The following is a 26387-nucleotide window of genomic DNA, read 5'->3' as shown; positions in this document are numbered from 1 at the left end:
GCTGAGGGGGCTTCTCATATTTTGGTTATTCGCTTATCGGCGATGGGCGATGTGGCGATGACGGTACCGGTATTACGGGTGCTTAGCGCCACTTATCCACATTTAAAAGTTACGGTTTTAACCCGCGGGTTTTTTGAACCAATGTTTAAAGGAATTCCGCGGGTTTCTGTTTATGAAGCCGATGTTAACGGAGTGCATAGCGGCGTATTTGGTCTCTGCCGACTCGCAAAAGATTTAAGGGATCTGGGAATTGATAAAGTAGCCGATCTTCACGATGTTTTGCGAAGCAATATCTTGAAATCGGTGTTCTATATGTTTGGGATTCCAGTAAAACAAATTGATAAAGGCCGAAGTGAAAAGAAGGCCTTAACCACTGAAAACAATAAGGTTTTTAAACAATTAAAATCCACCGTACAGCGCTATGCCGATGTTTTTGAGGCTTTAGGTTATCCGTTAGACCTCAAAACCCACAAATTTCCTGAAAAAGAAAAAATTTCAGAAAAGATAAGAACACTGGTTGGCACCGAACCTAAAAAATGGCTTGGCATTGCACCCTTTGCCCAGCACAATTCTAAAGCCTATCCAGCAGATTTAATGGAAGAAGTTTTAGGGAAATTAAGTGAAAATTCAAAGATTAAAATTTTGCTTTTTGGCGGTGGAAATAAAGAAAAACAACAACTGGAAACCTGGGCGGCCAGATTTAAAAATACTCTTAGTATTGCCGGAAAACTCACTTTAGCCGAAGAACTCGCACTTATCTCAAACCTGGATGTCATGCTTTCTATGGACAGTGGGAATGGACATATGGCCGCGATGTTTGGCATCCCGGTAATAAGTATTTGGGGTGTTACGCATCCTTATGCCGGTTTTAGACCTTTTAACCAGCCGACGGAAAATAGCTTACTTCCCAATCTTACGCAATACCCTAAAATACCGACTTCCGTTTACGGGAATAAGTTTCCAGAAGGCTATGAGAACGCTATTAGAACTATTTCCCCACAAACTGTATTAAAAAAGATTCAGGAAGTACTTCTTTAAAGATTGCCTTTTACATATCTGGTTAATTTCTTGTTTAGAAAATGATAAAATTCGTGGTAGAAAGATGATTCTTAGTATCTTTCTTTAGAAGTCTAACATTACGAAAATGCAGGAAATTATAGTTTACGACCTTAATCAAACTTTGTATAAAAAATCGTCTAAAGATGAATTTTTTAAATTCATTTGCTATAAAAAAGGCTATAAGTTATTGCATCTCTTTCAAATTGGCTGGCTGCATGTGTTGGGAAAGCTTCATATAACCAGTAAAACTTATTTTAAAGAAAATTTCTATGATTATTTGAATAAGCTTTCACCTGAAAAGGTAAAAAAGTACGCTAAGCAATTTTGGAATATTGAATTTCCCGAACATTTTAGAGAGGATATGCTCACCGATATTAAAGAAAAAGATAAAGCTGGTATAAAAGTGTATATAGTTACCGGCGGATTCGAGGTCTACACAAAATATTTGGAAGAACTTTTGCCTTTAAAAGTGATTGGTACTCTCACAAAATATGAAAATGAAGATTATAAGATAATAGGAAAAACCTGTAATGATGCCGAAAAGGTAAAACGCCTCGAAGCTGAAATGAATGGAGAGTACAGGCTACTAGAGGCCTACTCAGACGATGATGAGGAAATTCTGTATAAAGCTGAAAAAGGCTATTTACTTGAAGAGGGAGAATTGAAATTGGTGCAGAATAGAAAAAAATAAAAAAGAGACTGCCTGAAAAGTTCTTAATATCGTCATCCTGAATTTATTTCAGGATCTAAAATATTGATAATCAAAACATCTTAGAAGCTGAAACAGATTCAGCTTTACGAAACTAGACATTTCAGACAGCCTCTTTGAGATAATAAAAAAAATTATCCTTTTACTTCTTCTTCCGTTTTATTAGGTAACGTGTCAAAGCCCATATTATAAAGGGTGAAACCAAAAATATCGGCATATTCTTCAATAATCATTTTTGTAGGTTTTCCTGCACCGTGACCGGCTTTGGTTTCAATTCTGATTAAAGCTGGATTATCTCCGGCTTGCTTATCCTGTAATTCAGCGGCAAATTTAAAAGAATGCGCAGGCACCACACGATCGTCGTGATCTCCTGTGGTTACCAAAGTAGCTGGATATTCGGTTCCTTCTTCCAGGTTGTGCACCGGGGAATATCCAAGAAGGTATTTAAACATTTCTTCACTATCTTCTGCAGTTCCATAATCGTAAGCCCAACCTGCACCTGCGGTGAAAGTATGATAACGTAACATATCCATTACGCCAACGGCTGGTAGAGCCACCTTCATAAGATCTGGACGCTGGGTCATTGTAGCTCCAACTAAAAGCCCGCCGTTAGAACCACCACGAATGGCCAGGTAATCGCTGGAAGTATAATTCTCTTCAATTAAGTATTCCGCAGCAGCGATAAAATCGTCAAAAACGTTTTGTTTTTTAAGTTTTATACCGGCATCATGCCATTCTTTTCCATATTCACCACCACCTCTAAGGTTTGGTACGGCGTAAACTCCGCCTTGTTCCATCCAGACCGCATTTGCGGTGCTAAAAGAAGGCGTTAAACTAACATTGAATCCTCCATAACCATAAAGCATGGTTGGGTTCTTACCGTTAAGCTCAAGACCTTTTTTGTGGGTAATGATCATAGGAACCTTTGTCCCATCTTTTGAGGTATAAAAAACCTGCTTGCTTTCGTAATCTTCTGGATTGAATTTTATGTTCGGTTTGTTATAAACCTCAGAAGTTCCTTCTTCAATATTGTATTTGTAAATAGTACCCGGAGTCACATAATTTGTGAAAGAATAATACAATTCTTCTTTTTCCTTTTTAGCACCAAATCCGCCTGCAGAACCAATTCCCGGAAGTTCAACTTCACGAACTAACTCTCCTTCATAATCGTATTGTTTTACTTCAGAAACCGCGTCTACCATATATTCGGCAAAGAAATAGCCACCGCCTGTAGAAGGGCTTAATACGTTTTCGGTTTCAGGAATAAAATCCTCCCAGTTTTCAGGAGAAGGATTTGCAGCATCTACAGTCACAACCTTACGATTTGGCGCATCCATATTGGTAACGATAAACAATTTACTGTCTTCGTTAGTAATTACGTAGCTATCGGTGTTTTCATGGTCCAAAATAGTAACCAGTTCAGAATTTTCTTTAGAAAGATCCATCATAAAAAGTTTTCCTCCAGAGGTTGAATTCCTTGCAGAAATAAATAAAAACCGGTCATCTTCTGAAACGCCACCACCAACATAACGATGTTTTTGCTCTTCAGAATCTCCAAAGATTACTTTGTCTTCGCTCTGTGGAGTTCCCAGTTTATGGTAAAATAACCTATGCTGATCTGTTTTTGCTGAAAGCTCGCTACCTTCAGGTTTTTCGTAGCTTGAATAGTAAAAGCCTTCGTTTCCTTTCCACGAAATTCCACTGAATTTTACATTTTGAATGGTATCTTCTATACGTTCTTTATTTTCGGCATCTATAATGATTATTTTTCTCCAGTCGCTACCACCTTCAGAAATAGCGTAAGCGGCTTTGCTGCCATCTTTAGAGAAACTTAAGCCTGCAAGGGAAGTAGTCCCGTCTTCACTGAATTTATTAGGATCCAGGAAAACTTCTGTTTTACCATCTTCACCTTTTTTTCTATAAACCACGTATTGATTTTGTAAACCATCGTTTTTATAGAAATAGGTGTAATCACCTTCTTCAAAAGGAGCACTTATTTTTTCATAATTCCATATTTCAGAAAGTCTTTCTTCAAGCTCTTTTTTATACGGAATGCTGTTTAGATAATCGAAAGTCACCTCATTTTGGGCTTTTACCCATTCTTCGGTTTCTTCGCTACGATCGTCTTCCAGCCATCTATATGGATCTTTTACTTCGGTGCCAAAATAATCGGTTACCGTATCTACTTTTTTGGTTTCAGGATAATTCAAACTGATTTCTTTTTCTGATTTAGAATCGTTGCAGGAAGCCAGGACGGCGAGTGCAAAAATTCCGGGTAATGTTTTTTTCATAAATTATGTTTTGATACAAACAGTTAGTACTAAAAAATGCCTGTAAGTTACAATTTTACAGGCATTAGTTAATTTTTTGTTTGCTACCGTTTACACTAACTTATTTTTAATCAGGTATTCGGCAATTTGTATGGTATTGGTAGCTGCGCCTTTTCTAAGATTATCGGCCACCACCCACATATTTAAACTTTTAGGTTGTGAATAATCCCTACGGATTCTTCCAACAAAAACATCATCTTTTCCTTCAGCATAAATAGGCATAGGGTAAGTGTTGGTATCAGGATTGTCCTGTACGGTTACCCCTGGAAACTGACTTAGAATTTTTCTTACTTCAGCTTCATCAAATTCATTTTCAAATTCAATATTCACAGATTCTGAATGTCCGCCAACAACGGGAATTCTAATCGCGGTAGCACTCACCAAGACCGATTCATCTCCTAGGATCTTTTTGGTTTCTTTGGTAAGTTTCATCTCTTCTTTGGTATACCCGTTTTCCTGGAACACATCGCAATGCGGAAGTGCATTCTTATGAATAGGATAAGGATAGGCCATTTCGCCTTTTTCACCTTTGTACTCATTTTCCAGTTGTTCCACCGCTTTTACGCCGGTACCGGTGATAGACTGGTAAGTAGAAACGATAACACGCTTAATTTTGAAAGCATCGTGCAGCGGTTTTAAAGCCATCAACAACTGGATGGTAGAACAGTTTGGGTTGGCAATGATCTTGTCTTCTTTGGTTAACTCTGAAGCATTAATTTCTGGAATCACCAGTTTTTTGGTTTCATCCATTCTCCAGGCCGAAGAATTATCCACTACCGTTGTTCCATTTTCGGCAAATTTTGGAGCCCATTCCAAAGAAGTTTCTCCGCCAGCTGAAAATAGAGCAATATCCGGTTTAAGATCTACCGCCGTTTGCAAGCCAATTACTTCATAGTCTTTTCCTTTAAAATTGATCTTTTTACCTACAGAACGTTCTGAAGCCACCAAATATAATTCGGTAATCGGAAAATTTCTTTCGGCTAAAACTTTTAACATGATCTCGCCTACCATCCCGGTAGCGCCTACAACTGCTATTCTCATAATTTTAAACTTTTGTCTTTTTCCGCGTAGGCGGAAAACTATTTATTTTAGTCATTCCGGCTAAAGCGGAAATCTTATTTGGGTAATTTCTTTTTGTTAATAAATGTTCTTAAAACAAGCCGCAAATTTATTATCCCCAACTTAACTTACATAGCCCCAGCCCTTAAAATTGAAAAGAATTATTGTTTTTAAACTAATTCGTGTTTTTCGTTAAAAAAAGACCCCACAGTTTCCTGTGGGGTTTGATTAAATTACGATTTATTTAAAATGAGCAGTATAGCGGTGCTCGTATCTTTAAGAATTTTAAGTCGTACTATTCTGTTTTTTTAGCTCATCCCTAATTTGGGTAAGCAAATCTTCCTGGGTTGGGCCTTTTGGTTCCACCAATTTTGGGGCTTCTTTTTCTTTTTTGGTCTTTTCGTAAGCACGTAATACCAAAAATATAAAAAACGCAACGATTATAAAATGAATAATAGTATCAATTAAATTTCCGTAGGTAATTACAGCGGCTTCAGCTTCTTTTGCAGCTTCTAACGTTTCGTAGGAAACGCCATCTAACGAGATAAATTTCTGTGAAAAATCTGTTCCTCCGGTAATTAAACCAATAATAGGCATAATAACATCGGCCACTACAGAAGCGATGATTTTGTTAAAAGCGGCACCTATCACCACCGCAGTAGCAAGGGCTATAATATCACCCTTGAGCATAAACTTTTTAAAATCTTGAATAAAACTCATGATAAATTCTGATTGGATTAGTAGCTAACCAAATTACACAATAATTCGCTAGAAAAATTCATTTAACTATTGAATAATTATCCGTTTTACTCTTTGTGAAATTCCGGTGATAAGCTCGTAAGAAACGGTTCCTCCTTTGGCTGAAAATTCGGGTACATTTTGGGGACCACCAAAAATTATTACTTCATCACCTTCCTTACAATCAATGTGGGTAACGTTTATCATAATAATATCCATACAAACATTACCAACAATGGGAGCGTAATCCCCATTAATAAAAACGCCGGCTTTTCCGTGGCCGTATATACGTTTTATACCATCGGCATGGCCAACAGGAAGCGTAGCTATTCTTGTAGTTTTTTCGGCTTTAAAAGCACGGCCATAACCTACCGTATCTCCTTCTTCTAAATTTTGAATTTGCGAAATAACCGATTTTAAAGTGCCAACCGGTTTTAGTTTCTTGTTGAGGTTATCGTCATTGGCGAAACCATAAAGTCCCAGGCCGCTTCTTACCATAGAAAAAGTGGCAGAAGGATAATTAAAAATCGCTGAAGTATTACAAAGATGCAAAAGCGGTTCGTAACCAATATCATCCAAAAGTTTACCCGCCAGATCTTTGAATTTATAGATTTGTGAAAGGGTGAATTCCCGCTCTTTCCAGTCTTCGCTGGCTGCTAAATGGGAAAAGGCAGAAGCTATTTTTACCGATTTAGTCTTCTTTAATTTCTCCGGAATATGCTGATAATCGGCTTCAGTAAATCCAAGACGGTTCATTCCCGTATTAAATTTTAGATGCACCGGATAATTTTTCTGTTTTTGCTTTTCAGCGAGCTCTATAAAAAGCTGAAGCGTTCTTGCACTGTATAAATTAGGCTCCAGGCAATTTTCAATTATTTCAGGATAATTTACGGGTTGTGGGTGCAGAATTAAAATAGGTTTGCTAATTCCCGCTTCCCGCAGTCTTATGCCTTCTTCGGTATAAGCAACCGCAAAATAATCGGTGTCCAGTTCTTCTAATTTATGAGCCATTGCTACAGAATCATTTCCGTAGGCATAAGCTTTAATAACCGACATAAATTTAACGCCGGGTTTTAACTGCGATTTTATGGTTTTAAAATTATGAGCTAAGGCGTTAAGGTCTATTTCCAGAACGGTTTCTTCGGCTTTAGGCATTCTTTTTCTTTAGGTTAGGTTGCAATTCTTCGGCATCTTTCACATCTAATTTCTTAACCCTTTCCCTAAGCATAGCTTTGTAATATGCACCACGGCTTAAAGGTTCGTATTCCTCGTTTTCCCCTAGAAAAACCAGATCGTCATTAATAGCTTTTCTATAACTAAATTGTGCCAGGTTTCCGGTGCGGGTGCAAACTGCATGAACTTTGGTTACATATTCTGCAGTAGCCATAAGATAGGGCATAGGCCCAAAAGGATTTCCTTTAAAATCCATATCCAACCCGGCCACAATTACCCGAATTCCTCTATTTGCGAGATCGTTGCAAACCGTTACAATTTCATCATCAAAAAACTGGGCCTCGTCTATTCCTACCACATCACAACCATCGGCAAGAATCCTGATATTGGAAGCCGAAGGAACGGGAGTAGACCTAATTTCATTAAAATCATGAGAAACCACCATTTCCTCGTCATAGCGCGTGTCTATGGCGGGTTTAAAGATTTCTACGGTTTGTTTGGCGAACTGGGCTCTTTTTAAACGGCGAATTAGTTCTTCGGTCTTGCCAGAGAACATACTGCCGCAAATAACTTCAATCCAGCCAAATTGCTCTTCGTGATTTACTGTATTTTCGAGAAACATTTTGTAATTTTCAAATCGAAATGGGAACTTGCCCTTTTTGATAAAGGTGGAACAAATTTATTAAAAATACAAGCCATTAGCGGTTGGTAACCACTAAAGTTATTAAACCAGATTAAGGCACTTTTTTTGTAAGTGTTATATTGAAACTTGAGAGAGACTTTAAATAAAAAGTGGGTTCATAAATATTGCTGAAAAATGAAAAACAGACTTAAAAAAGAGTTAGTAAAACTTGCCGAAGAAATAATTTCTGAAAAAGAAAATCTGGATACCAAAGCCCTTAAATTAAAAGCGGCAACCTTATATGAGCAACTTTCTATATTGAATTTCACCGAAAAGAATCTTGAGGCATTTGAAGCTCCTGAAGCCACTCCAACGCCTAAGATAGAGAAGAAAGTTCAGGCTAAAGCACCAGTACAGCACGAACGTGACGATTATGCTCCAGATGGTACCGAATACCGGGAAGATGCCGATGCAATTACCGAACCTAATACCGAAAAAATTAAAGATATTGTAGCTCAAATGCCTGCAGAATCTGAGCGTGTAGATGAGCTTATAGAACAGGCAAATCCTAAACCACAGGCTCCACCTGCGCAACAGCAATCTCTTCAAATGGAAGAAGAGCCACCAAAGCCAAAAACAGAAGCGCCTAAAAACGATTTTAGAAATATTGGGGTAGATTATGATAACCTTCCTGATTTTGAACCGTTAAATAACAGGCAAAAGGACCAAAGACCAAAGTCTGTAAACGACAGGTTGAAGAAAGGAATAAATATTGGGCTTAACGAACGACTTTCATTTATAAAAAATCTATTTGACGGAAATTCTTCAGATTATAATCGGGTACTTTCCCAGTTAAATACTTTTAGTTCTTTAGATGAAGCCCAAAAATTTATCCAGTTGGTAGTAAAGCCAGATTACAACCACTGGGAAGGAAAAGAAGATTATGAAGAGCGATTTATGGCCAAAATAGAGAACAAATTTAGTAATTAAATTCGCTTTAATGGGAAAATTATTCCTGGTTCCAACGCCAATAGGAAATTTGGACGATATGACTTTTAGGGCGGTAAAAGTGCTAAAAGAAGTAGATACAATTCTTGCCGAAGACACCCGAAATAGCGGGAAACTCTTAAAGCATTTTGATATTGGTACGCATATGCAAAGTCACCATATGCACAACGAGCATAAAACAGTAGATCACATTGTTGAACGGATTAAAAGCGGCGAAAATATTGCGCTGATAAGTGATGCCGGAACTCCCGCAATTTCAGATCCCGGGTTTTTATTAACGCGCGCTTGTGTTGAAGCAGGCATAGAAGTAGATTGTTTGCCTGGCGCTACAGCTTTTGTTCCGGCGCTGGTAAACAGTGGATTTCCAAATGATAAATTTATTTTTGAAGGTTTTTTACCGGTAAAAAAAGGCAGACAAACGCGCTTGAATTTACTTGCCGAAGAAACCCGAACTATGATTTTTTACGAATCGCCTCATAAATTGCTGAAAACCTTAAAACATTTTTCAGAGTATTTTGGCGAAGACAGGCCTGTTTCGGTTTCCCGGGAAATTACCAAACTTCACGAAGAAACTATTCGCGGAACGGCAGCTGAGGTTCTTCAACATTACACCAAAAAAACACCTAAAGGGGAAATTGTAATTGTGGTAAAAGGAAAATCTTGATGCAGGAATTGTTAAAAGAAGCCAGGGCCTGCAAATTTTGTGCAAAGCATCTGCCGCTTGGAGCAAAACCTATAGTAGAAGCCACTAAAAAATCTAAAATAGTTTTAATAAGTCAGGCGCCGGGAAAAATAGTGCATCAAACAGGAATTGCCTGGAATGACCAAAGCGGAAAAAAGCTTAGGGAATGGCTGGGAGTAGATGAAAATACTTTCTACAATACCAATAATTTTGCAATTCTTCCTATGGGATTTTGTTATCCGGGGAAAGCCAAAACGGGTGATGCACCGCCTCGTAAAGAATGTGCACCCATGTGGCACGATACTATTCTTTCAGCATTAAAAAATATTGAACTCACCATTCTAATTGGAGCTTACGCAGCAAATTATTACCTGCCCGGGAAATTAAATCTTACTGAAAAAGTAAGTTCTTATCAGAAATTTTTACCTGATTATTGGTGTTTACCGCACCCTTCACCGGTGAACCGTTTCTGGCGAAGTAAAAATCCCTGGTTCGAAGAAGAGGTGGTACCTAAATTACAAACCAGGATTCATAAAATTATAGATTAGTTTTTATCTATCATATCAACAAAATCAAACTTTCTTCCACTGAACAAACCTTTATCCGAAAGTTTTAGATCGGGAATTACTAGGAGCGCCATAAAGGAAAGTGTCATAAAAGGAGCTTTTAAGGTACTGCCTAAATCTTTGGCCATTTTATCTATTTCCTCGTATAATCTACCGGTTTCCCAACCATCCTTATCGCTAATTATCCCGGCAATTGGCAGTGGAAGTGCTTTTTGCTCATTTCCATTCACGCTACAAATTCCTCCTTTATGCTTGATGATGAGGTTTACTGCGTTACAAATCTCTTCGTCTGATGTCCCAACTGCGATAATATTATGAGAATCGTGTGCTACCGAGCTGGCAATCGCTACATTTTTTAATCCGAAATTCTTTATAAATGCGACAGCAGGAGCTTTGTCCTCATACCGGTTAACCACCGTGATTTTTAAAATATCATTTTCAATATCAGAAATTAGTTCCCCGTCCTTTTCTAAAGCTTTCTGCTGAATTTCATTAGTAATAAGTTCCCCATCCAGCGCTTCAATAACTTTAATAGTATTACCGGCTGCTTTTACTTTAAAATCTTCATGCGTTTTGGATGAAGTATGAAAATTATTCGGCTTTTCGAATGGAGAAGATTTGATATGAGATTTACCATTTTCAGCAACTAATTCTCCGTCAATATAAGTTTGTAAAACTTCAAAATTGGTCAGGTCTTTTACAGCAATAAAGTCGGCGGGGTCGCCTACTTTTAATTGTCCGACTTCTAAATTATAGTGATTTATGGGATTGATACAAGCGACTTCCAGCACTTTAAAAACATCTATACCTTTAGCCACCGCCCGTGCACAAAGCTGGTTAATATGCCCTAAAACCAGGTCGTCTGGATGTTTATCATCAGAGCAAAACATCATATTTTTATAATGTTCCGCCAGCAAATCTACAAGCGCTTCAAAGTTTTTAGCGGCGCTACCTTCGCGAATAAGTATTTTCATACCAAGGCCAAGCTTTTCCTCGGCTTCTTCAGCGGTATAACATTCGTGATCTGTAGAAATACCGGCTTCAGCATATTTTTTAGCGTCTTCTCCGCGCAACCCGGGTGCATGGCCATCGGTAGGTTTATTAAAATGTCTAGCCCACGCGATTTTCTTCATCACTTCTTCATCTTCGAAGATAACGCCGGGATAATTCATCATTTCCGCGAGATATTTTATTTCAGGAAGTGCTAATAGATCTTTAATATCTTCAGCATTAATCACAGCTCCCGAAGTTTCAAAATTGGTAGCCGGAACACAGGAAGGCGCACCAAAATTAAATTTCAACGGACTTTTCTTTCCGTTTTCAATCATAAACTTAACGCCTTCTTTTCCCAAGACATTGGCAATCTCATGAGGATCTGAAACGGTGGCTACCGTACCGTGAATTGCAGCTAAACGGGCAAACTCGGTAGGCACCAGCATAGAACTTTCAATGTGTATATGTGCATCTATAAACCCAGGAAGCAAAAAGCTCTTTACTTCGTGCTTTTTTTCTTCAATCTTTGTAATCTTTCCATTCTCGATGCTGATTTCCGCAGGAAAAATCTTCCTGTTTTTAATATCTACGAGCTGGCCCTGTATAATTTTGATCATATTTTTTCTGTAAATCCTAAAGCGTGAAATTAGGGATTATTATTAATTGCTGAAAAATTTCTATTATTCTGTTTTAGTGAATTCCCCCTTATTGGTATTGAAATTCTATATGTATTTTTGAAAAAAACTTACGATGCGCTGGACTTTAAAACCTAAACCCGATTCTTTAGTTGTTAGTAAACTTGCCGAAGAATTAGGGGTGGAAACGCCTGTGGCTGCACTCTTGGCGCAGCGCGGAATAATGACTTTTGAAGCTGCAAAAAAGTTTTTCAGGCCCAGTTTGGAAGAGCTGCACGATCCCTACTTGATGAAAGACATGGATGTGGCTGTAAACCGAATTCAGCAGGCAATCGCTTCCGAAGAAAATATTATGGTTTATGGCGATTATGATGTAGACGGGACTACCAGTGTGGCTTTGATGTCTTCTTACTTAAAAACCCTTACTCCAAATATCGCGACTTATATTCCCGACAGGTATACTGAAGGTTACGGGATTTCTTACCAGGGAATTGATTTTGCGGCCGACAACGAAATTTCGCTGATTATTGCCCTGGATTGTGGAATAAAAGCCATTGATAAAGTAGCTTATGCTGCTGAAAAAGGAATAGATTTTATTATTTGTGATCACCACCGCCCGGGAGAAACTATCCCTGAGGCCGCTGCGGTGCTGGATCCCAAGCGCGAGGATTGTGAATACCCGTATAAAGAACTTTGTGGTTGCGGGGTTGGTTTTAAATTGATCCAGGCTATAAATACTAAAAGATTAGGAACACCCGAGGTTTTACTGCCTTATCTGGATTTGGTTGCGACCGCCATTGGAGCCGATATCGTGCCTATTACCGGTGAAAACCGAATTTTGGCCTATCACGGTTTAAATGTGATCAATGTTGCCCCCAGAATGGGTTTTAAAGCAATATTGGCACAGGTCAAAAAGGATAAACTCACGATAACTGATGTAGTTTTTATAATTGCGCCTCGTATAAATGCAGCCGGAAGAATGAAGCACGGCTTGCACGCAGTGAATTTATTGACGGAAGAAGACGAAGCAACCGCTATGGAATTCGCTGCTGAAATAGAGAATTTTAACGCCGAAAGGAAAACTACCGATAAAGCGATTACGGTTGAAGCTCTTGGGCAAATTGAAGAACTACAGGAACAGGAACGTTATAGTACCGTGGTTTATCACGAAGGCTGGCATAAAGGCGTGATTGGTATTGTAGCTTCACGTTTAACCGAAACCTATTACCGCCCAACCCTGGTTTTTACAAAAAGCGGTGAGAAATTGGCGGCTTCAGCACGCTCTGTGAAGGGGTTTGATGTCTATAATGCTTTGGAAGCCTGTAAGGAGCATATCGAGCAATTTGGCGGACATAAATATGCGGCAGGATTGACTTTAGAAGCTTCAGAATACGAGAATTTTAAAGCGAAATTCGAGTCGGTGGTTTCTGAAACTATAGATAGAAGATTACTAACTCCTGAAATTGCAGTAGATGCCGAAATTGATCTGGATGAAATAACCCCGAAATTTTTTAGAATTCTAAAGCAATTTGCTCCTTTTGGACCAGGAAATATGAGTCCGGTTTTTATGACACGAAATCTTACCGATACCGGTTACGGGAAATGTGTGGGTGCAGATGAAGCACATCTAAAATGCAAGGTTGTACAGCAGGGAAAATCGGCAATGTTTGATATGATTGGTTTTGGACTGGGAGAAAAATTCGAGACGATTTCAGAAAAGAAAACTTTTAAAGCAGTGTATTCCTTAGATGAAAATGAATGGAACGGGAATGTTTCTATTCAGTTAAAATTAAAAGATATCAGCGAATAAATCTTTTCTATTTAGATTCATTTTAAATAATAATTTTATATTTGGATAACTTATCTCGAAGCAATAGCAAGAGGTATAAAATGATGATGAAATTTCGAGGTAGGCTTTGGAATTTTTAAATCTCGATTATCGAGTAAAGTGTTTTAAAATGGAGGATGTTGCATTAATTTATCACAACAAATTAGGAATTGCTTTTCGGTGGAAAAATAACTTACCAAATGCTGACCCAGCGAGAGTACAGATGGTTTTTAAGGATATGGGCTTCTATTTGTTACCTGAAGAAATTCAGCATTTTTCCAATAATATACAAGCTGCTAAATATTATAATTGTGGTAATTGTACCACTGAAAAATCCTGTAGAAATATTCTGTTAAGATCTCCACTTGAAAAAATGGATTTTGCGGTAAGTGCCATAGAGCTGGAACAAATTTCAGATTTAATAGAGGGAACTTTATTTAAATTAAACCTGGAAGATTATCTAAATGGCTGTGGGAGGAATTAAAATTCTAATTTCTTTAAAACCGTCTTCTCACCATCAAAAACTGCGTAGGTGTAAAAGTCAATCCAGTCGCCGGTGTTGATATAGGTCGATTTTCCGTTTAGGTCGATTTCCAGGGGTAAATGCCGGTGGCCAAAAAGAAAGTAATCGTAATGCTTTTCTTCTAATTTTCGCCTACAATATTGAATAAGCCATTCCTTTTCTTCTCCTAAAAATTTTTGCTCCTGGTCTCCCGAGATCGCTTTATTTTTTACTGAAAAATACTGCGCCAGAGGAATGCCTAAATCTGGATGCAACCAACGATAAAGCCATTTTGAAAACGGATTGGTAAAAACCTTTTTCATTCGTTTATAACCGTGGTCTCCGGGTCCCAGGCCGTCTCCGTGGCCCACAAGAAAGGTTTTATTATTGAATTCAAATTCTTTAGGCTTACGAAATACGGGGATACTAAGTTCGTCTTGAAAATAACTTTCCATCCACAAATCGTGATTCCCTACAAAAAAATAGATCGGGATTCCGCTGTCTTTAATTTCTGCAAGTTTCCCTAGAACCCTTACAAAACCTTTAGGCACGGCGTGTTTATACTCAAACCAGAAGTCAAAAAGATCACCGAGAAGAAAAATAGCAGCAGCGTCTTCTTTAATTTCATCCAGCCATTTTACAAATCTAATTTCCCTTGGTCTACTTTCTTCTTGAGTAGGTGCACCAAGGTGATTATCACTGGAGAAATAAACTTTTTTGCCTTCGGGAATAGTCATTTATGATAATTCTAAGCTGTAAATATAATATTTTAGAAAAAGAGCTCACGGGTTTCACTCCCCCTTCGGGGGATGGGGGGCTTATTGATCGTTTGCAAACCATTCCGCAAAACTGGATTCGGTTTCCTGGAGTTTTAGCGAGTGTAGTTTTATATGCTCCGGTAAATGTTTTTGAATCTTTTCAGCAAAATTTACCACCATATTTTCGCTGGTGGGTTGGTATTCTACCAGAATAACGTGATGTCCTCGATTTTTTAATTCTTCAGCAAGCTCTACGTGAGGCGTATTCTTGTTAAAAACCGTGGCATGGTCAAACTTATCTACAATTTCAGATTTTACGATCTTTTTCAAATCTCCAAAATCTATTACCATCCCAAACTTCACATTATCTTTATCGGTAATAGGTTCTCCAATCACACAAACACTAAGTTTATAGCTGTGGCCGTGTACGTTTCGGCATTTTCCGTCGTAGCCATAAAGAGCGTGGCCGGTTTCAAAAGAGAACTGTTTGGTAATTCTAATCTTACTCATCTCGCGTTATTTTTGGCAAAGTTAAGGGTTTTTTAGCGTTATATTTTTTTGGTCCTGCAATTATGTTTCTGTTGTATATTTGCCCGTTTTTTTAATGAAAAATGATAACAGAAACTGCTCCCGAACTTTTTGAACAACTGGATTTTATAGAAAATCCTTTTTACGAAAACATTATTACCGATTTAGTTGAAAATCAATACTGTACTGTAGACGATTTTTTTAATGCTGAAGAAGTTGCAATGCTTCGCAATTCTTTAAAATCGAAATTTGAAGAAGCGCAATTCAAAAAGGCGGCGATTGGTAATAAAAACAATGAAATTGTTGCGAAATCTATTCGCGGGGATTTTATTTTATGGCTTAACGAAGCTGAAGCGGGAAAAGCCGAAAACCTGTTTTTCAACAAAATCAATTCGTTAGTATCCTATTTAAATAAAACCTGTTTCCTGGGAATTTTAACTAAAGAATTCCATTATGCTCTTTATCCTGAAGGTACTTTTTATCAGCGACATCTGGACACATTTCAGAATGACGGGAGAAGAAAACTTTCTATGGTTTGTTATTTAAACGAAGAAGACTGGAAGCCGGAAAATGGAGGGGAATTGGTAATTTATTCCGAAGAAAATGGGGTTGAGGTTTCAAAAGCTATTTATCCAATGCCAGGTCGTGTTGTAATTTTTGAAAGTCAGGTGCTGGAGCATGAGGTGAAACCGGTACAAACTGCAAGATTAAGTATTACAGGTTGGTTAAAAACTCGATAATCGAGATTAGCTTAACCTAAATTTGTCTCGAAATAAAGAAACACTTTTTCTATCTAGAAAGAAATTGGCCCGGGGCAAGTTATTTCTTGAACCTTTTATAAAGTACTACCACAATTAAAACTAAGGCTAAAATTAACCAGAAGCCCATTCCACTTAAAAAGCTTAGAAATTCCCAGGTATCTTCTCCCATTAATTCATTTGGTTTTTCTCCTGTCTTCTCCTCCAGTTGTAACGCGCATAGAAGAAAATGGCAAGAATTATTAGAATACCCAACAGGTAGAGCCAATTATCGGCTATAAATTCCCAAATGGTAAAACCCCATTCCTCTTCCCGGGTGGCATCTCGGTCTTTTGGTAAATGTTGCTGTGGCAAACTCATAAATTAGTTTCTAAGGTTGAAATTAAGCTTTTTAAAATAAGAAATCTGTTATAGGGATGCTAATTTCCCAAATTGAAACCAATATATGTTTAAGATTAAAAACCCGAACTAATTTTTAATCTGTCGTTTATTGTTTTTAATCATCTTGTAGAGAAAAAACCCAAAAAGCCCGGCAATTATTATAAGACCAAGTAATATAAAAAGAAGATTGTCACCTATAAAATAACCTATAGAATATCCAATACTATGTGCCTTATCTCCGGTTTGGTCAAAGTAAAGTAAATACATGTTTTATTTTTTATATTTAGCTAAAGCGTTTTTGGTAAAATCTGAAAGCACCAATTCTCCAGAAATGGCAGCTCTTTCAGCCAGTAATTCGTCCCAGTGAGAAGTGTTTTTCCAAAACATTTGTTTCATCTCATAGAGTGCTTCTGGGTTGTAAGAAGCCAGTTTTTCGGTAAAAATATCAATTTCTTTATCTAAATCTTTTAAGCTTTCAAATACACGGGCATATAAGCCTTTATCTTTGGCCCAATAGGCGTTTTTCCATTCGTGGGCAGCCAGGCTTAATTCGGAAAGGGCACCCACGCCAATTTTACGTTCTACGGCCGGGGCAATTACAAACGGACCAATACCTATGCTAATTTCTGAAAGTTTTACTGCAGCAGCATCAGTAGCCATAGCGTAATCGCAAGCAGCAACCAGTCCCACACCACCGCCAACGGTTTTTCCCTGGATTCGGCCAACAATGAGTTTTTTACAGTTGCGCATCGCATTTAAAACTTTGGCAAAACCTGAAAAGAATAATTTCCCGGCCTGCATAGTTTCAATTGCTACAAGTTCGTCAAAAGAAGCTCCTGCACAAAAGGCTTTTTCTCCTTCAGATTTTAATAGAATCACTTTTACGTTGTCGTCTTCAGATAATTTCTGAAACTCTTTCTCAAGTCGATCTAATAACACTGAAGGGAAAGAATTACTGGCAGGATGGCCAAATTCTAAATGGGCAATTCCGTTTTTAATATTGGTATATAAACTTCCGTTTTCACGTGTGGTAGACATAAATTTGATTTTTCAGTTAGCTGAATACCCAAATTTAGAAAGATTAATTTTGAAAAATACGGTTTTGGTTTAATTGTTTTTAACTGCTCCCTGGCCACTGAGAATCAAACTTCCTTTTGTAAATATTTTCTTCTGAATTTAATGACCAAACCGGCGCTTCGAATAAGCATCCAGACAAAAAACGCGATCCAGATTCCGTAGAGTTTTAAACCGTAATAATCTGAAATTAAAAGGGCAGGAGTGAAGCCCAAAAATGTGGCTACTAAAAGTAAATTACGCAGATACTTTGCCTCGCCCAAACCTTTAAAGATTCCGTCGAACATAAAAGCAATGGCATTTACCGGTTGCATTAATAATACGATCCAAAAAACCGATGAGAATATGGCCAGCACGGCCATATCTTTATTAAAAACTAACCCAATTTGGTTGTAAAACAGTCCGCAGATGGCCATTAACATAAAAGCGATCAAAACCGCATATTTGCTTATTTTTTTACTGAGTTCCCATAAATTTCTGTAATCCCTGGCGCCGAGTAATTTCCCGCCAATCGCATTCCCGGCGTTCGCATAACCATCTATAAAAAAGCTAAAGAAAAGCCAGATATTCATTAAAATACTTTGAGCAGCGATATAGTTTTTCCCGTAATCTGTGGCGTAGGCATTGGCCAGGTAAATAGCGAAATTTAAGGCGGCCGTTCTAACAAAAAGGTTGGCGGCCATAAGTAAAAGGCCTTTTAAACGCGGATTTATATTTAAACTCAGTTTTAAGTGAAAAGGTGTTTTTTTGAAGAAAAACCATAGTGCCATTACCAGCATTGTTCCTTGTGCAGCAAGACTGGCATATGCAGCGCCTTTAAGATGCATCGCAGGAATAAATCCGTCGATTCCATAAACCAACAGAAAATCCAATCCTACATTCACCGCGGCACCGGCAAGACTACACTTCATTGCCCAAAGTGTGTTCTGAAGTCCGCGAAATACTCCGAAAATAGCAAAAGTCACCAAAGTTAATGGATATCCTAACGCGCGGATTTGATAATAATCTTCAGAATATTGTAAGATCAAACCTTCGGCGTTATAGGCGCTAAAGATTGATTCGGCGAAAAAGGCGGTAGTAGCATAGATCACTAAGCTAAAAGCAAAATTGAAATATATAGCCTGCGGAATAAGCGTTTTTACTGCATGAATTCGGTTTGCGCCCAAATGCTGGGAAACAATGGCAGAAATGGCGGTTTTGGTTTGAGCTACGATCCAAATAATTGCTGAAAGAAATGAGCCTACAATTCCTGCCGCAGCCAGCGCTTCAACCGAGTTTTTTTCTACATTTCCAATTACCGCAATATCTGTAAGCGAGATCAACGGCTCGGCAATCCCGGCGATAATTGCGGGAATGGCAATTCGGTTTATATTTTTAAAACTAACAGAAGATTCCAACAGCGGTTATTTTCAGCAGCAAATATAGAATGCTTTATTGTAAAGCCTCATCGCAAGACTAATTTCTTAAGATTTTCTCAATTTGCGTTGAAAGAATTTGCTAAAAGTTTTTCGTAGCAATGAAAAGGATACTCATTTTTATGCGGAAAATAGACATCACCAAGTTTTGTGTATGCACGGGCTTCATAGAATTTTTGATTGCGAATATTTTTACTGAATGTATCTAATCTTATGGAAGTAAAATTCTTGTTTTTAGCGAATTCTTCAGCAAAATCCATCATTTTCCTGGCGTATCCTTTTCCCCAGAATTCTGGGTGCGTGGCCAGCCTGTGAACATAAAGATTATTGCCGGTTTTGCTAAGCCAGTTTATATTACGATATACATCATCCATTTTTGAGGTGAGTACAATAATGGAGATAATCATATTCTCTTCCTCAAAAATGTATAATTCTTGCTTCTCAATATCTTTTTTAAGCTTTTCCAGGGAAGGATAACGTTCATTCCATTGAAAGATATTTTGCTGCTGAAGCGCTTTTGCACAGGCTTCGGTTAGTTTCTTGATCTCCCTGAGATCGTTTAGGTTAGCTTTTCTAATCATTTTTTAATCAACAATAATAAATAAAAGTTCTTTGTTGGAATTTACAGAAAATTATTACATTTGCCTTCCAATTGGGGGATTAGCTCAGCTGGCTAGAGCGTTTGGCTGGCAGCCAAAAGGTCATCGGTTCGACTCCGATATTCTCCACAAAACCACCGTTTTTCGCGGTGGTTTTTTTATTTCCGAACTTTTCATTTTGAAAATATTGCGGGCTGGCTAGTGCGTCCCGAAACATAATCGGGAAGGGCATCGGTTCCCCCGACGCTTCAGGGCGATATTCTTCACAAACCACGCTGTCTAAACAAGGTTTTCGTCAAGCTGAACTTGTTTCAGCTTCTAACATGTTTAGATTATCAAAATATTAGATTCTAAACTAAATTCAGAATGACGATTTATTTAAAATGAAAAACGATCTTAAAAATTAATTCAAGACCGTTTTTAGTGAAAATATACTTTTAAAAAGCTTAAGAATCAGCTTCGTCGTTATCTATGTATTCGTCTTTTAGATCCTGAACGCTGGCATCGAGAAAAGTTGCCGTTCTATTAAGCACGTGCTGAAATTCTTTAGTTAATTCATCTTTATTCCACGGGTGAGAAATACCAAAAACGTGATCGGCATTTTCTACCAAAAGCAATTTAGAAATAGCACTCCATTCAAATAAATTCCCGGCATCGGCAATAGATACCGTGGTGTCATTACTTCCGTGAGCAATAAAATGGGGAATATCCAGCTTTTTGGTTGCTTTTTGAATATTTAAACGCTCCCTGTTTTCTCTAAAATTCTTATAGAATTGGTAATGATGCGGTAATTGCTGCCCGGTACGGGTGTTTTTTATGTATTGCACGCCTTTTTTCTCCCAGGCTTCCAGTTCTTTTTCTTTTGGGAAACGAGAAGCAAAATCACTTACCGCGGCAAGGGTAATAAGCTTGTTAATTCTTTCTTCTTCAGCAGTTTTTATAATTGCAATTCCGCCACCTCGAGAATGCCCAATCAGGTTAATACTCTTCACGTCTATTTGTTGAGCCTGGTCAAAATCTGGGGTTAGCACCCAGTCTATAACGGTTTGGAGGTCATCTAACTCCTTTATATAATTATTATCTCCAAAGGCTTCAATATTTAAGAATTCGGTTGGGTTTTCTGGAGAAGTCCCGTTGTGAGAAAAGTTAAATTTCACGAAGAAATAACCCTTTTCTGCATAAAATTCTCCCATTTTATCCCAGGCGCCCCAATCTTTAAAACCTTTATAGCCGTGGCAAAAAATTATGATTGGCTTGGGTTTCTTATCGTCGTTAAAAATTAAATCTATAAGAATAGGTTTATTGTGCTTTCCATCTATCTGGAGGTTAGTTCTTTTAGTGATTTCCATAGGTTTTTTATATTTCTTTTTCCTTAAAAGGAATTTCAGGATCGCAAATTTCGGTAATTAGTTTCTTTAATTCTATCTCAAATGCGCCTAGAATCTCCTTATTTATAGCAGTTTCTTTATTTTTTGTTCTTGCTTTATCTTTTTTAGCGAATTTCAGGAATCCGCTTTTTAAATTTTTAAATGAAATAATGCCGGCTTCAACCGGTAAATCTATCGAGCTTTGATCTTGCATCATCTTAGTATACGCTAATACCTGGAAACTTTTGCTGTATTTATCGTAATCTGAAGCGAGATCTTCCCAATCTACAATTTCAATTTTATCCTGGGTTACCTTCCCTGTTTTATAGTCAATAATTCTGGTTATACCGTCAGCATTTTCCACACGATCAACTTTTCCGCGCATAAAGATCGGAAAATCAAGATGCTCTATCCTAATTTCAGATTTTAAAGTTTTCTCAATTTTTAGGATTTTAATCTCTTCAGATTTAAGTCTGTCTAATTCCAGGTTTAAAAAGTTGCGCAAATAACGTTTGGCCACTTCATAAATCAACAAGTTTTTTCCCTGGTTTACCGGCCCGTTCATATAAGATTTTTTAAACTGAAGCGTGATCTCTTCCTGGATCCTAGCTTTAAAATCTTTTATATGCTCTTCCGTGAGCATTTGGTTCTCCAGCGGTTTATAAAAATTTTCAAGGCTATCATGTACCACCGTCCCCAATGTATTGTAAGCTACTGTTTCCTCAACTTCTTCGCTATCACGAACACCTAGAACGTACTGCCTGTAAAAGTCAAGCGGATTTCTAATATAAGAAGTTAGGGCAGAAGGGGAGAAGCCATAAGTAGCGAGGGATTGGATCTTCTCCATAATTTCAGGAGTTTTTTTCACTTCCCGAAGTTCATTTTTAATTGCCGGAACTCTTGGACTCACCATAGCATGCGTGAGCTGATGCGCCGGTTGTTTCTCAATTTCCAGCTGAGTAAGAAACCTGCTTTTTTCTCCGGAATTCAACCCGTCGGTTTCTGTATTATAAAGCAAATGCACATTTTGAGCGCGTTGTAAAAGTCTGTAAAAATGATAGGTGTAAACCGCGTCTTTCTCTTTGTAAGTGGGCAGTTTGTAAGTTTGTTTTAAATCGAAAGGAATAAAAGAACTCCCCGATTTACCCGAAGGTAAAACGCCCTCATTTACCGAACAAATAATCACATTTTTAAAATCTAAAGCCCGCGATTCCAACATTCCCATAAGCTGTAAACCTTTAAACGGCCTTCCCTGGAAATCCAGGTTTTGGGTACTCATTATTTCTTTATAAAACTGATAAAGTGATTTAATACTTTTTAGTTGAGGATAAGCTTCGTTGAGGTTTTCCAGTTTGTTAAACAGCACATGAAAATGATATAAAAACTCCAAACCAAGCTTATTCTCGCTACTTTTTAAATGAATTTTAACCTGGTTTATAATTTCCTGAAAAGCTTCTAAGGCTTTTTTAGGCGAGTTATCCCAACTTCTAAAACAAGCTTTTATTAAAGGTTTTGCTTCAGCAGAAAACGAATTTATAATTTCTTTTTCTGAAAGATTTACCGTGTTTTCTGACTGGATTTTTTCTATAAAAACTTCGGTTTCCTTTTTTAGAATTTCGTTTAAAGCGGGGTGATTAATTACCGAAATCACATCTTTATAATAATAAGCAGAACCGGTGTTTTGGTGAATTTGAAATAACCTGTCAAACAAAGAAGCGATAGGCGCATTTTTAAGCGGAAAACCCATGGTGATATTCAAATCCTGTACATTAGGCGGCAAACTGTTTAAAACGGGTAACAAAAGGTCTTCTTCTCCTAAAACCACGGCGGTTTCCTGTAGTGTTTCTTCATCTAAATTCGCCAATAATTCTCCTAAATATTTGGCCTGTCCCACATTCTTTGGAACGCCGGTAATTTGAATATTTTTAGCTTTATAATACTCGTTTACATTAAGCTTAGCTTTCTTTTTCTTATAAACCGGCCAGTCTTTTAAATACTGATTTATAAAGAGTGAAGCATCGTGCTGGCGGTCTTTTACAAAAACCTCATCTAAGTCCCAGTAAATCTCTGCTCGATCGTTTTCTAATAGATGTTGAACTATTAGTTGCTCAGCAGTATTTAGGGCATTAAAACCGATAAAAAGGTGCCGGGCTTTGTTGGTTTGGGTGTATTCTGTAATATTTTCTGAGGCTTTCCTATAAATTAAACCCTGGTAGCCGGTGTTTTTGGAAAGTAATTCTTCTTTTAAGGCTTCGTAAAATGCCGGTAAACTATTCCAAAACGATAAATAATTATTTATCAATTCGGTTTTGGGTTCCTGGATAGACCAATGTTTTAGGTCCTGAATATCTGCCAGGTAATTAAAAAAGCTTTTGTAATCTATTAAATAACGGTCTATTTCATTGAAGTCATGGATAAGGCTTTGTGCCCAGGCCGTAAAAGTTTCAAAATCCTCCTGTTCCTCTATTGGTGTAATTTTCTTGTAGACATTATAAAACTCGAAAAGAGTAAGGGTATTATCTACAGTTTTTATTTTAGAAATTACTTCTGTGAATTCTTCAATACTATAAACTTTTGGAGCGAAAATGTGATTTTCACTTAAAGCAGAAAGTTCTTTTAATAGAAAACTTCCTGCACGTTTGCTGGGAAGAATAAAGATGATTTCTGAAATATTTTCTTCTGAAGAAATGAGTTCCTTAAGAACTCCTGAAATAAAAGATACCATAGGCTAAAAATAAAAAACGCCCCGGGAACCGAGGCGTTTTTCTATAATAATTATCTAACTAATTACCAGATTTCTTATTCCATAGAAGAATCAGAATCTTTTACTTCTTTATTTTTATCTAAAGAGATTTCAACCCTACGGTTATCCTGTCTTCCGGCAGCGGTATTGTTAGTAGCAATTGGTCTTTCTTCACCATAACCTTCAGAAGTTAATCTGTTGCTTGGTACACCATTTTCTTCTAACCATTTCTCTACGGACGCAGCACGCTCACGAGATAGTTTCTCGTTATATTCGGCGCTACCAGTACTATCGGTATGACCTTCAATGTGGAATATTGTATTTGAATATTCATTCATAATATCTGCAATAGACTGAAGTGCTTCTTCTGACTCATCTCTAATTGTAGCCTTGTTCAAGTCGAACAATACAGTTTTAGAATATTCGTTCAATTCAGAAATAACTTCTACGTCTGGTTCTGGACATCCGTTGTTAGCTGCAGTTCCAGCAACTTCAGGACAATCGTCGTCTTTATCTAAAACGCCGTCACCGTCCATATCTTCGTAAGGACAACCATTGTTTTCAGCAGGACCTGCTTCGTTTGGACAGTCGTCTTCGTTGTCGGCAACTCCGTCACCATCTGCATCAGGACATCCGTTAAGTTCAGCCAATCCGGCTACTTCAGGACAGTCATCATTAGGATCAGCAATTCCGTCACCATCGGTATCAGGACAACCATCAAATTCAGCTAAACCAGCTTCATTTGGACAAGCGTCCATACGGTCTTCAATCCCGTCACCGTCAGAATCCGGACATCCGTTAAACTCAGGTAAACCTGGAGTTTCTGGACATTCATCATCTTTATCGTAGATGCCGTCACCGTCAGAATCTGTTCCACCGAACATAAATTTCACACCCGCTGCGTGTTGAAAGTGTGTTGCACCATCAACATCAAACACGTGTTTGTAATTAGATTCAACAGTTAATGCAACATTATCTGTAAACCAGAAATTTAATCCGAATTTACCATTAAGAGTTGCTGCACTAAGATCTGAAATTGGGTAATCTCCATTATCAGCAATGCTGGTGTAACCACCACCAATACCAACAACAGGATCTAACCATCCGTCATTTAATAAAGCTCTTAAGCTGTAATTAAACGATCCATCTACAGAATAATATGCCATTTGTGGAACAGATTCAGCGCCATATTGTTCTATTTGGTTTACAGAACCCGCAAGTTCAAATACAAAGCCACTTCCAATATAACGACCTACTGTTAATCTAGACATAGATGGCAAGATATTCCAATGATCTCCAACGTTAAAATAATCGTCAAAAGTTCCTCCTACATCAGTGGTAGGGTGAAAATCTACCGCGTTGGTTTGAATCCCAATAGACCAGGGATTGTTTGCATCCTGCGCAGTCACCGAAGTAATGCCCAGAACCAACATTGTAGCGAATAAAATTTTGCTAAGATGTTTCATATTCAATAGTTTAGTTTTAAGTGTTAATTGTTAACAAAAGTAGACTGTTAAAGCTTATCGGCAAAGCATAAAATAATAAAGTTTTCTTAATAAACCCTTAGATAATGGCGTTTTTGAGAGCTTTTTAAGATTTATAAAGCCTTGTTTTTGCTAATATTTCATTATAAGGATCAGCTACTCTTTAACATTGAAACTAAATTATTTCCAATTCTTTACCCACTTTGGTGAAGGCCGCAATGGCTTTGTCTAAATGCTCCTGCTCGTGGGCGGCAGATAACTGTACTCTTATCCTGGCTTTTTCTTTTGGAACTACCGGGTAAAAGAATCCTATTACATAAATACCCTCTTCCAGTAGTCTCTCGGCCATTTTTTGAGATAATTTAGCATCATAAAGCATTACCGGTACAATAGCCGATTCTCCATCTATAATATCAAAGCCGGCATCTTTAATTCCTTTTTTGAAATATTGAGTATTGCTTTTTAGTTTTTCGCGTAGACTATTGTCATTTTTAAGCATATCAAAAACCTTTAGCGAAGCACCAACAATAGAAGGAGCAAGGGAGTTTGAAAACAAATAAGGCCTGGAGCGTTGTCTAAGTAATTCTATAATTTCCTTTTTTGCTGTAGTATAGCCACCCATAGCGCCGCCAAGTGCTTTTCCTAAAGTTCCGGTGATGATATCCACACGATCCATCACTCCTTTTTCTTCCAGGGTTCCAATTCCTTTTTCTCCAATAAACCCTGTAGCGTGGCATTCGTCTATCATAACCAACGCATCATATTTATCAGCTAAATCACAAATTTTATCTAAAGGAGCTACAAGTCCATCCATAGAGAAAACACCATCTGTAACGATAAGCTTAAATCTTGCTCCTTTTTCGTTGGCATCTTTAAGTTGTTTTTCTAAATCGGCCATATCACCATTTTGGTAACGATATCTTGCCGCTTTACATAACCTAACCCCATCAATAATAGAGGCGTGGTTAAGCGAATCTGAAATTATTGCATCTTCTTTGGTTAAAAGCGGTTCAAAAATTCCGCCATTAGCGTCAAAACAAGCAGCATAAAGAATAGTATCTTCAGTGCCGTAGAAATCGGCTATTTTTTGCTCCAGTTCTTTATGGATATCCTGGGTTCCACAAATAAATCTAACACTAGACATTCCAAAACCGTGGGTGTCCATAGTGTCTTTTGCTGCTTTTATAACTTCAGGATGTGAGGATAATCCTAAATAATTATTGGCGCAAAAATTTATTACTTCCTGTCCGGTAGAAATTTTAATTACCGCATCCTGAGGGCCGGTAATTATTCGTTCTTTTTTAAAAAGGCCGTCTTCTTTAATTTGTTCCAGCTCTTTTTCTAAATGTTGTTTTATTGATCCGTACATAATTTTT

25 protein-coding genes and 1 tRNA gene are annotated in these 26387 nt (G+C 37.7%); 9 read left to right on the top strand and 17 right to left on the bottom strand.

The window, feature by feature from the left end; genetic code table 11:
* The first annotated feature begins 42 nt into the window (after positions 1-42).
* Both B4F31_RS15725 and B4F31_RS15720 read left to right on the top strand, forming a co-directional pair.
* Positions 43-1038, top strand: coding sequence for a glycosyltransferase family 9 protein (locus B4F31_RS15725; protein WP_414706141.1), 996 nt, complete (start codon positions 43-45; stop codon positions 1036-1038).
* A gap of 106 nt (positions 1039-1144) precedes the next feature.
* Positions 1145-1750, top strand: coding sequence for an HAD family hydrolase (locus B4F31_RS15720; RefSeq protein ID WP_093304771.1), 606 nt, complete (start codon positions 1145-1147; stop codon positions 1748-1750).
* Between the two features lie 152 nt (positions 1751-1902).
* On the opposite strand, the gene B4F31_RS15715 is transcribed toward B4F31_RS15720, so the two are convergent.
* The 5 genes from B4F31_RS15715 to B4F31_RS15695 form a co-directional block, all read right to left on the bottom strand.
* Positions 1903-4059 (bottom strand): prolyl oligopeptidase family serine peptidase, encoded by a 2157-nt coding sequence (locus B4F31_RS15715; protein WP_286761721.1) that lies wholly within the window; start codon positions 4057-4059, stop codon positions 1903-1905.
* Between the two features lie 90 nt (positions 4060-4149).
* A complete protein-coding gene (locus B4F31_RS15710) occupies positions 4150-5139 on the bottom strand; it encodes an aspartate-semialdehyde dehydrogenase (protein WP_075325338.1) in 990 nt (329 codons plus the stop codon).
* Between the two features lie 303 nt (positions 5140-5442).
* Complete coding sequence (gene mscL / locus B4F31_RS15705; protein ID WP_075325337.1) at positions 5443-5877, bottom strand: large conductance mechanosensitive channel protein MscL; 435 nt, start codon at positions 5875-5877, stop codon at positions 5443-5445.
* Positions 5878-5943: 66 nt separating this feature from the next.
* Entirely contained in the window at positions 5944-7050 is a 1107-nt protein-coding gene (alr, locus tag B4F31_RS15700; protein ID WP_093304776.1) for an alanine racemase, read from the bottom strand.
* Positions 7043-7690: a thymidine kinase gene (locus B4F31_RS15695; protein WP_286761720.1), complete on the bottom strand. Its 648-nt coding sequence runs from the start codon at positions 7688-7690 to the stop codon at positions 7043-7045. The genes alr and B4F31_RS15695 overlap by 8 nt, the downstream gene beginning before the upstream one ends.
* A 195-nt stretch (positions 7691-7885) precedes the next feature.
* Between B4F31_RS15695 and B4F31_RS15690 the strand changes: the two genes are divergently transcribed.
* The 3 genes from B4F31_RS15690 to B4F31_RS15680 are packed head-to-tail and all read left to right on the top strand — an operon-like array spanning position 7886 to position 9928.
* Entirely contained in the window at positions 7886-8680 is a 795-nt protein-coding gene (locus B4F31_RS15690) for a hypothetical protein (RefSeq protein ID WP_075325335.1), read from the top strand.
* 10 nt (positions 8681-8690) lie between these two features.
* Positions 8691-9362 carry a 16S rRNA (cytidine(1402)-2'-O)-methyltransferase gene (gene rsmI, locus B4F31_RS15685; protein WP_075325334.1) on the top strand — a complete coding sequence of 224 codons (672 nt, stop codon included), beginning with the start codon at positions 8691-8693 and terminating at the stop codon, positions 9360-9362.
* Positions 9362-9928, top strand: coding sequence for a uracil-DNA glycosylase family protein (locus tag B4F31_RS15680; RefSeq protein ID WP_075325333.1), 567 nt, complete (start codon positions 9362-9364; stop codon positions 9926-9928). The genes rsmI and B4F31_RS15680 overlap by 1 nt, the downstream gene beginning before the upstream one ends.
* Here B4F31_RS15680 and ade read toward each other — a convergent pair.
* Complete coding sequence (ade, locus tag B4F31_RS15675; protein WP_286761719.1) at positions 9925-11556, bottom strand: adenine deaminase; 1632 nt, start codon at positions 11554-11556, stop codon at positions 9925-9927. The two genes, B4F31_RS15680 and ade, sit on opposite strands and share 4 nt — an antisense overlap.
* A 133-nt stretch (positions 11557-11689) precedes the next feature.
* Here ade and recJ point away from each other — a divergent pair, with 133 nt between their 5' ends.
* Both recJ and B4F31_RS15665 read left to right on the top strand, forming a co-directional pair.
* Complete coding sequence (recJ, locus tag B4F31_RS15670) at positions 11690-13384, top strand: single-stranded-DNA-specific exonuclease RecJ (RefSeq protein WP_286761718.1); 1695 nt, start codon at positions 11690-11692, stop codon at positions 13382-13384.
* 148 nt (positions 13385-13532) lie between these two features.
* Positions 13533-13886, top strand: a complete 354-nt coding sequence (locus B4F31_RS15665; RefSeq protein ID WP_286761717.1) for a hypothetical protein — start codon at positions 13533-13535, stop codon at positions 13884-13886.
* Here B4F31_RS15665 and B4F31_RS15660 read toward each other — a convergent pair.
* Positions 13883-14641, bottom strand: coding sequence for a UDP-2,3-diacylglucosamine diphosphatase (locus B4F31_RS15660; RefSeq protein ID WP_075325329.1), 759 nt, complete (start codon positions 14639-14641; stop codon positions 13883-13885). The two genes, B4F31_RS15665 and B4F31_RS15660, sit on opposite strands and share 4 nt — an antisense overlap.
* Positions 14642-14722: 81 nt before the next feature.
* Positions 14723-15172, bottom strand: coding sequence for a 6-pyruvoyl trahydropterin synthase family protein (locus B4F31_RS15655; protein WP_075325328.1), 450 nt, complete (start codon positions 15170-15172; stop codon positions 14723-14725).
* 101 nt (positions 15173-15273) lie between these two features.
* Here B4F31_RS15655 and B4F31_RS15650 point away from each other — a divergent pair, with 101 nt between their 5' ends.
* Positions 15274-15930: a 2OG-Fe(II) oxygenase gene (locus B4F31_RS15650; RefSeq protein WP_075325327.1), complete on the top strand. Its 657-nt coding sequence runs from the start codon at positions 15274-15276 to the stop codon at positions 15928-15930.
* Positions 15931-16119: 189 nt separating this feature from the next.
* On the opposite strand, the gene B4F31_RS15645 is transcribed toward B4F31_RS15650, so the two are convergent.
* The 5 genes from B4F31_RS15645 to B4F31_RS15625 form a co-directional block, all read right to left on the bottom strand.
* Positions 16120-16308, bottom strand: a complete 189-nt coding sequence (locus B4F31_RS15645; RefSeq protein ID WP_232228887.1) for a hypothetical protein — start codon at positions 16306-16308, stop codon at positions 16120-16122.
* Positions 16309-16416: 108 nt separating this feature from the next.
* Positions 16417-16596, bottom strand: coding sequence for a hypothetical protein (locus tag B4F31_RS15640; RefSeq protein WP_075325326.1), 180 nt, complete (start codon positions 16594-16596; stop codon positions 16417-16419).
* Between the two features lie 3 nt (positions 16597-16599).
* Complete coding sequence (locus tag B4F31_RS15635; protein ID WP_075325325.1) at positions 16600-17367, bottom strand: enoyl-CoA hydratase/isomerase family protein; 768 nt, start codon at positions 17365-17367, stop codon at positions 16600-16602.
* Positions 17368-17471: 104 nt separating this feature from the next.
* The gene (locus tag B4F31_RS15630) at positions 17472-18800 is read right to left on the bottom strand and encodes an MATE family efflux transporter (RefSeq protein ID WP_075325324.1); all 1329 of its coding nucleotides are present in this window, start codon (positions 18798-18800) and stop codon (positions 17472-17474) included.
* A 77-nt stretch (positions 18801-18877) separates the two neighbouring features.
* Positions 18878-19399 (bottom strand): GNAT family N-acetyltransferase, encoded by a 522-nt coding sequence (locus tag B4F31_RS15625; RefSeq protein WP_075325323.1) that lies wholly within the window; start codon positions 19397-19399, stop codon positions 18878-18880.
* A gap of 73 nt (positions 19400-19472) precedes the next feature.
* On the opposite strand from B4F31_RS15625, the gene B4F31_RS15620 reads away from it, so the two are divergent.
* A tRNA-Ala gene (locus B4F31_RS15620) sits at positions 19473-19546 on the top strand.
* A 317-nt stretch (positions 19547-19863) separates the two neighbouring features.
* On the opposite strand, the gene B4F31_RS15615 is transcribed toward B4F31_RS15620, so the two are convergent.
* From B4F31_RS15615 to kbl, 4 genes are all read right to left on the bottom strand, one after another.
* Positions 19864-20766, bottom strand: coding sequence for an alpha/beta hydrolase family protein (locus B4F31_RS15615; RefSeq protein ID WP_075325322.1), 903 nt, complete (start codon positions 20764-20766; stop codon positions 19864-19866).
* Positions 20767-20773: 7 nt separating this feature from the next.
* The gene (locus B4F31_RS15610) at positions 20774-23509 is read right to left on the bottom strand and encodes a PD-(D/E)XK nuclease family protein (protein ID WP_286761716.1); all 2736 of its coding nucleotides are present in this window, start codon (positions 23507-23509) and stop codon (positions 20774-20776) included.
* Between the two features lie 74 nt (positions 23510-23583).
* The gene (locus B4F31_RS15605; protein WP_075325320.1) at positions 23584-24993 is read right to left on the bottom strand and encodes an OmpA family protein; all 1410 of its coding nucleotides are present in this window, start codon (positions 24991-24993) and stop codon (positions 23584-23586) included.
* Between the two features lie 193 nt (positions 24994-25186).
* Complete coding sequence (gene kbl, locus B4F31_RS15600; RefSeq protein WP_075325319.1) at positions 25187-26380, bottom strand: glycine C-acetyltransferase; 1194 nt, start codon at positions 26378-26380, stop codon at positions 25187-25189.
* Positions 26381-26387 lie beyond the last annotated feature (7 nt).

Origin of the sequence: Salegentibacter sp. UBA1130 (genome assembly GCF_002311535.1) — a bacterium.
Taxonomy (GTDB): domain Bacteria; phylum Bacteroidota; class Bacteroidia; order Flavobacteriales; family Flavobacteriaceae; genus Salegentibacter; species Salegentibacter agarivorans.
This window is presented reverse-complemented; position numbering and strand designations above follow the sequence as displayed.

What these genes read in the sequence shown, in the direction of transcription:
- B4F31_RS15725 (WP_414706141.1), top strand. Translation starts at nt 43, where the DNA reads ATGGGCGATGTGGCGATGACGGTACCGGTATTACGGGTGCTTAGCGCC.
- B4F31_RS15720 (WP_093304771.1), top strand. Translation starts at nt 1,145, where the DNA reads ATGCAGGAAATTATAGTTTACGACCTTAATCAAACTTTGTATAAAAAA.
- B4F31_RS15715 (WP_286761721.1), bottom strand. Translation starts at nt 4,059, where the DNA reads ATGAAAAAAACATTACCCGGAATTTTTGCACTCGCCGTCCTGGCTTCC.
- B4F31_RS15710 (WP_075325338.1), bottom strand. Translation starts at nt 5,139, where the DNA reads ATGAGAATAGCAGTTGTAGGCGCTACCGGGATGGTAGGCGAGATCATG.
- mscL (WP_075325337.1), bottom strand. Translation starts at nt 5,877, where the DNA reads ATGAGTTTTATTCAAGATTTTAAAAAGTTTATGCTCAAGGGTGATATT.
- alr (WP_093304776.1), bottom strand. Translation starts at nt 7,050, where the DNA reads ATGCCTAAAGCCGAAGAAACCGTTCTGGAAATAGACCTTAACGCCTTA.
- B4F31_RS15695 (WP_286761720.1), bottom strand. Translation starts at nt 7,690, where the DNA reads ATGTTTCTCGAAAATACAGTAAATCACGAAGAGCAATTTGGCTGGATT.
- B4F31_RS15690 (WP_075325335.1), top strand. Translation starts at nt 7,886, where the DNA reads ATGAAAAACAGACTTAAAAAAGAGTTAGTAAAACTTGCCGAAGAAATA.
- rsmI (WP_075325334.1), top strand. Translation starts at nt 8,691, where the DNA reads ATGGGAAAATTATTCCTGGTTCCAACGCCAATAGGAAATTTGGACGAT.
- B4F31_RS15680 (WP_075325333.1), top strand. Translation starts at nt 9,362, where the DNA reads ATGCAGGAATTGTTAAAAGAAGCCAGGGCCTGCAAATTTTGTGCAAAG.
- ade (WP_286761719.1), bottom strand. Translation starts at nt 11,556, where the DNA reads ATGATCAAAATTATACAGGGCCAGCTCGTAGATATTAAAAACAGGAAG.
- recJ (WP_286761718.1), top strand. Translation starts at nt 11,690, where the DNA reads ATGCGCTGGACTTTAAAACCTAAACCCGATTCTTTAGTTGTTAGTAAA.
- B4F31_RS15665 (WP_286761717.1), top strand. Translation starts at nt 13,533, where the DNA reads ATGGAGGATGTTGCATTAATTTATCACAACAAATTAGGAATTGCTTTT.
- B4F31_RS15660 (WP_075325329.1), bottom strand. Translation starts at nt 14,641, where the DNA reads ATGACTATTCCCGAAGGCAAAAAAGTTTATTTCTCCAGTGATAATCAC.
- B4F31_RS15655 (WP_075325328.1), bottom strand. Translation starts at nt 15,172, where the DNA reads ATGAGTAAGATTAGAATTACCAAACAGTTCTCTTTTGAAACCGGCCAC.
- B4F31_RS15650 (WP_075325327.1), top strand. Translation starts at nt 15,274, where the DNA reads ATGATAACAGAAACTGCTCCCGAACTTTTTGAACAACTGGATTTTATA.
- B4F31_RS15645 (WP_232228887.1), bottom strand. Translation starts at nt 16,308, where the DNA reads ATGAGTTTGCCACAGCAACATTTACCAAAAGACCGAGATGCCACCCGG.
- B4F31_RS15640 (WP_075325326.1), bottom strand. Translation starts at nt 16,596, where the DNA reads ATGTATTTACTTTACTTTGACCAAACCGGAGATAAGGCACATAGTATT.
- B4F31_RS15635 (WP_075325325.1), bottom strand. Translation starts at nt 17,367, where the DNA reads ATGTCTACCACACGTGAAAACGGAAGTTTATATACCAATATTAAAAAC.
- B4F31_RS15625 (WP_075325323.1), bottom strand. Translation starts at nt 19,399, where the DNA reads ATGATTAGAAAAGCTAACCTAAACGATCTCAGGGAGATCAAGAAACTA.
- B4F31_RS15615 (WP_075325322.1), bottom strand. Translation starts at nt 20,766, where the DNA reads ATGGAAATCACTAAAAGAACTAACCTCCAGATAGATGGAAAGCACAAT.
- B4F31_RS15610 (WP_286761716.1), bottom strand. Translation starts at nt 23,509, where the DNA reads ATGGTATCTTTTATTTCAGGAGTTCTTAAGGAACTCATTTCTTCAGAA.
- B4F31_RS15605 (WP_075325320.1), bottom strand. Translation starts at nt 24,993, where the DNA reads ATGAAACATCTTAGCAAAATTTTATTCGCTACAATGTTGGTTCTGGGC.
- kbl (WP_075325319.1), bottom strand. Translation starts at nt 26,380, where the DNA reads ATGTACGGATCAATAAAACAACATTTAGAAAAAGAGCTGGAACAAATT.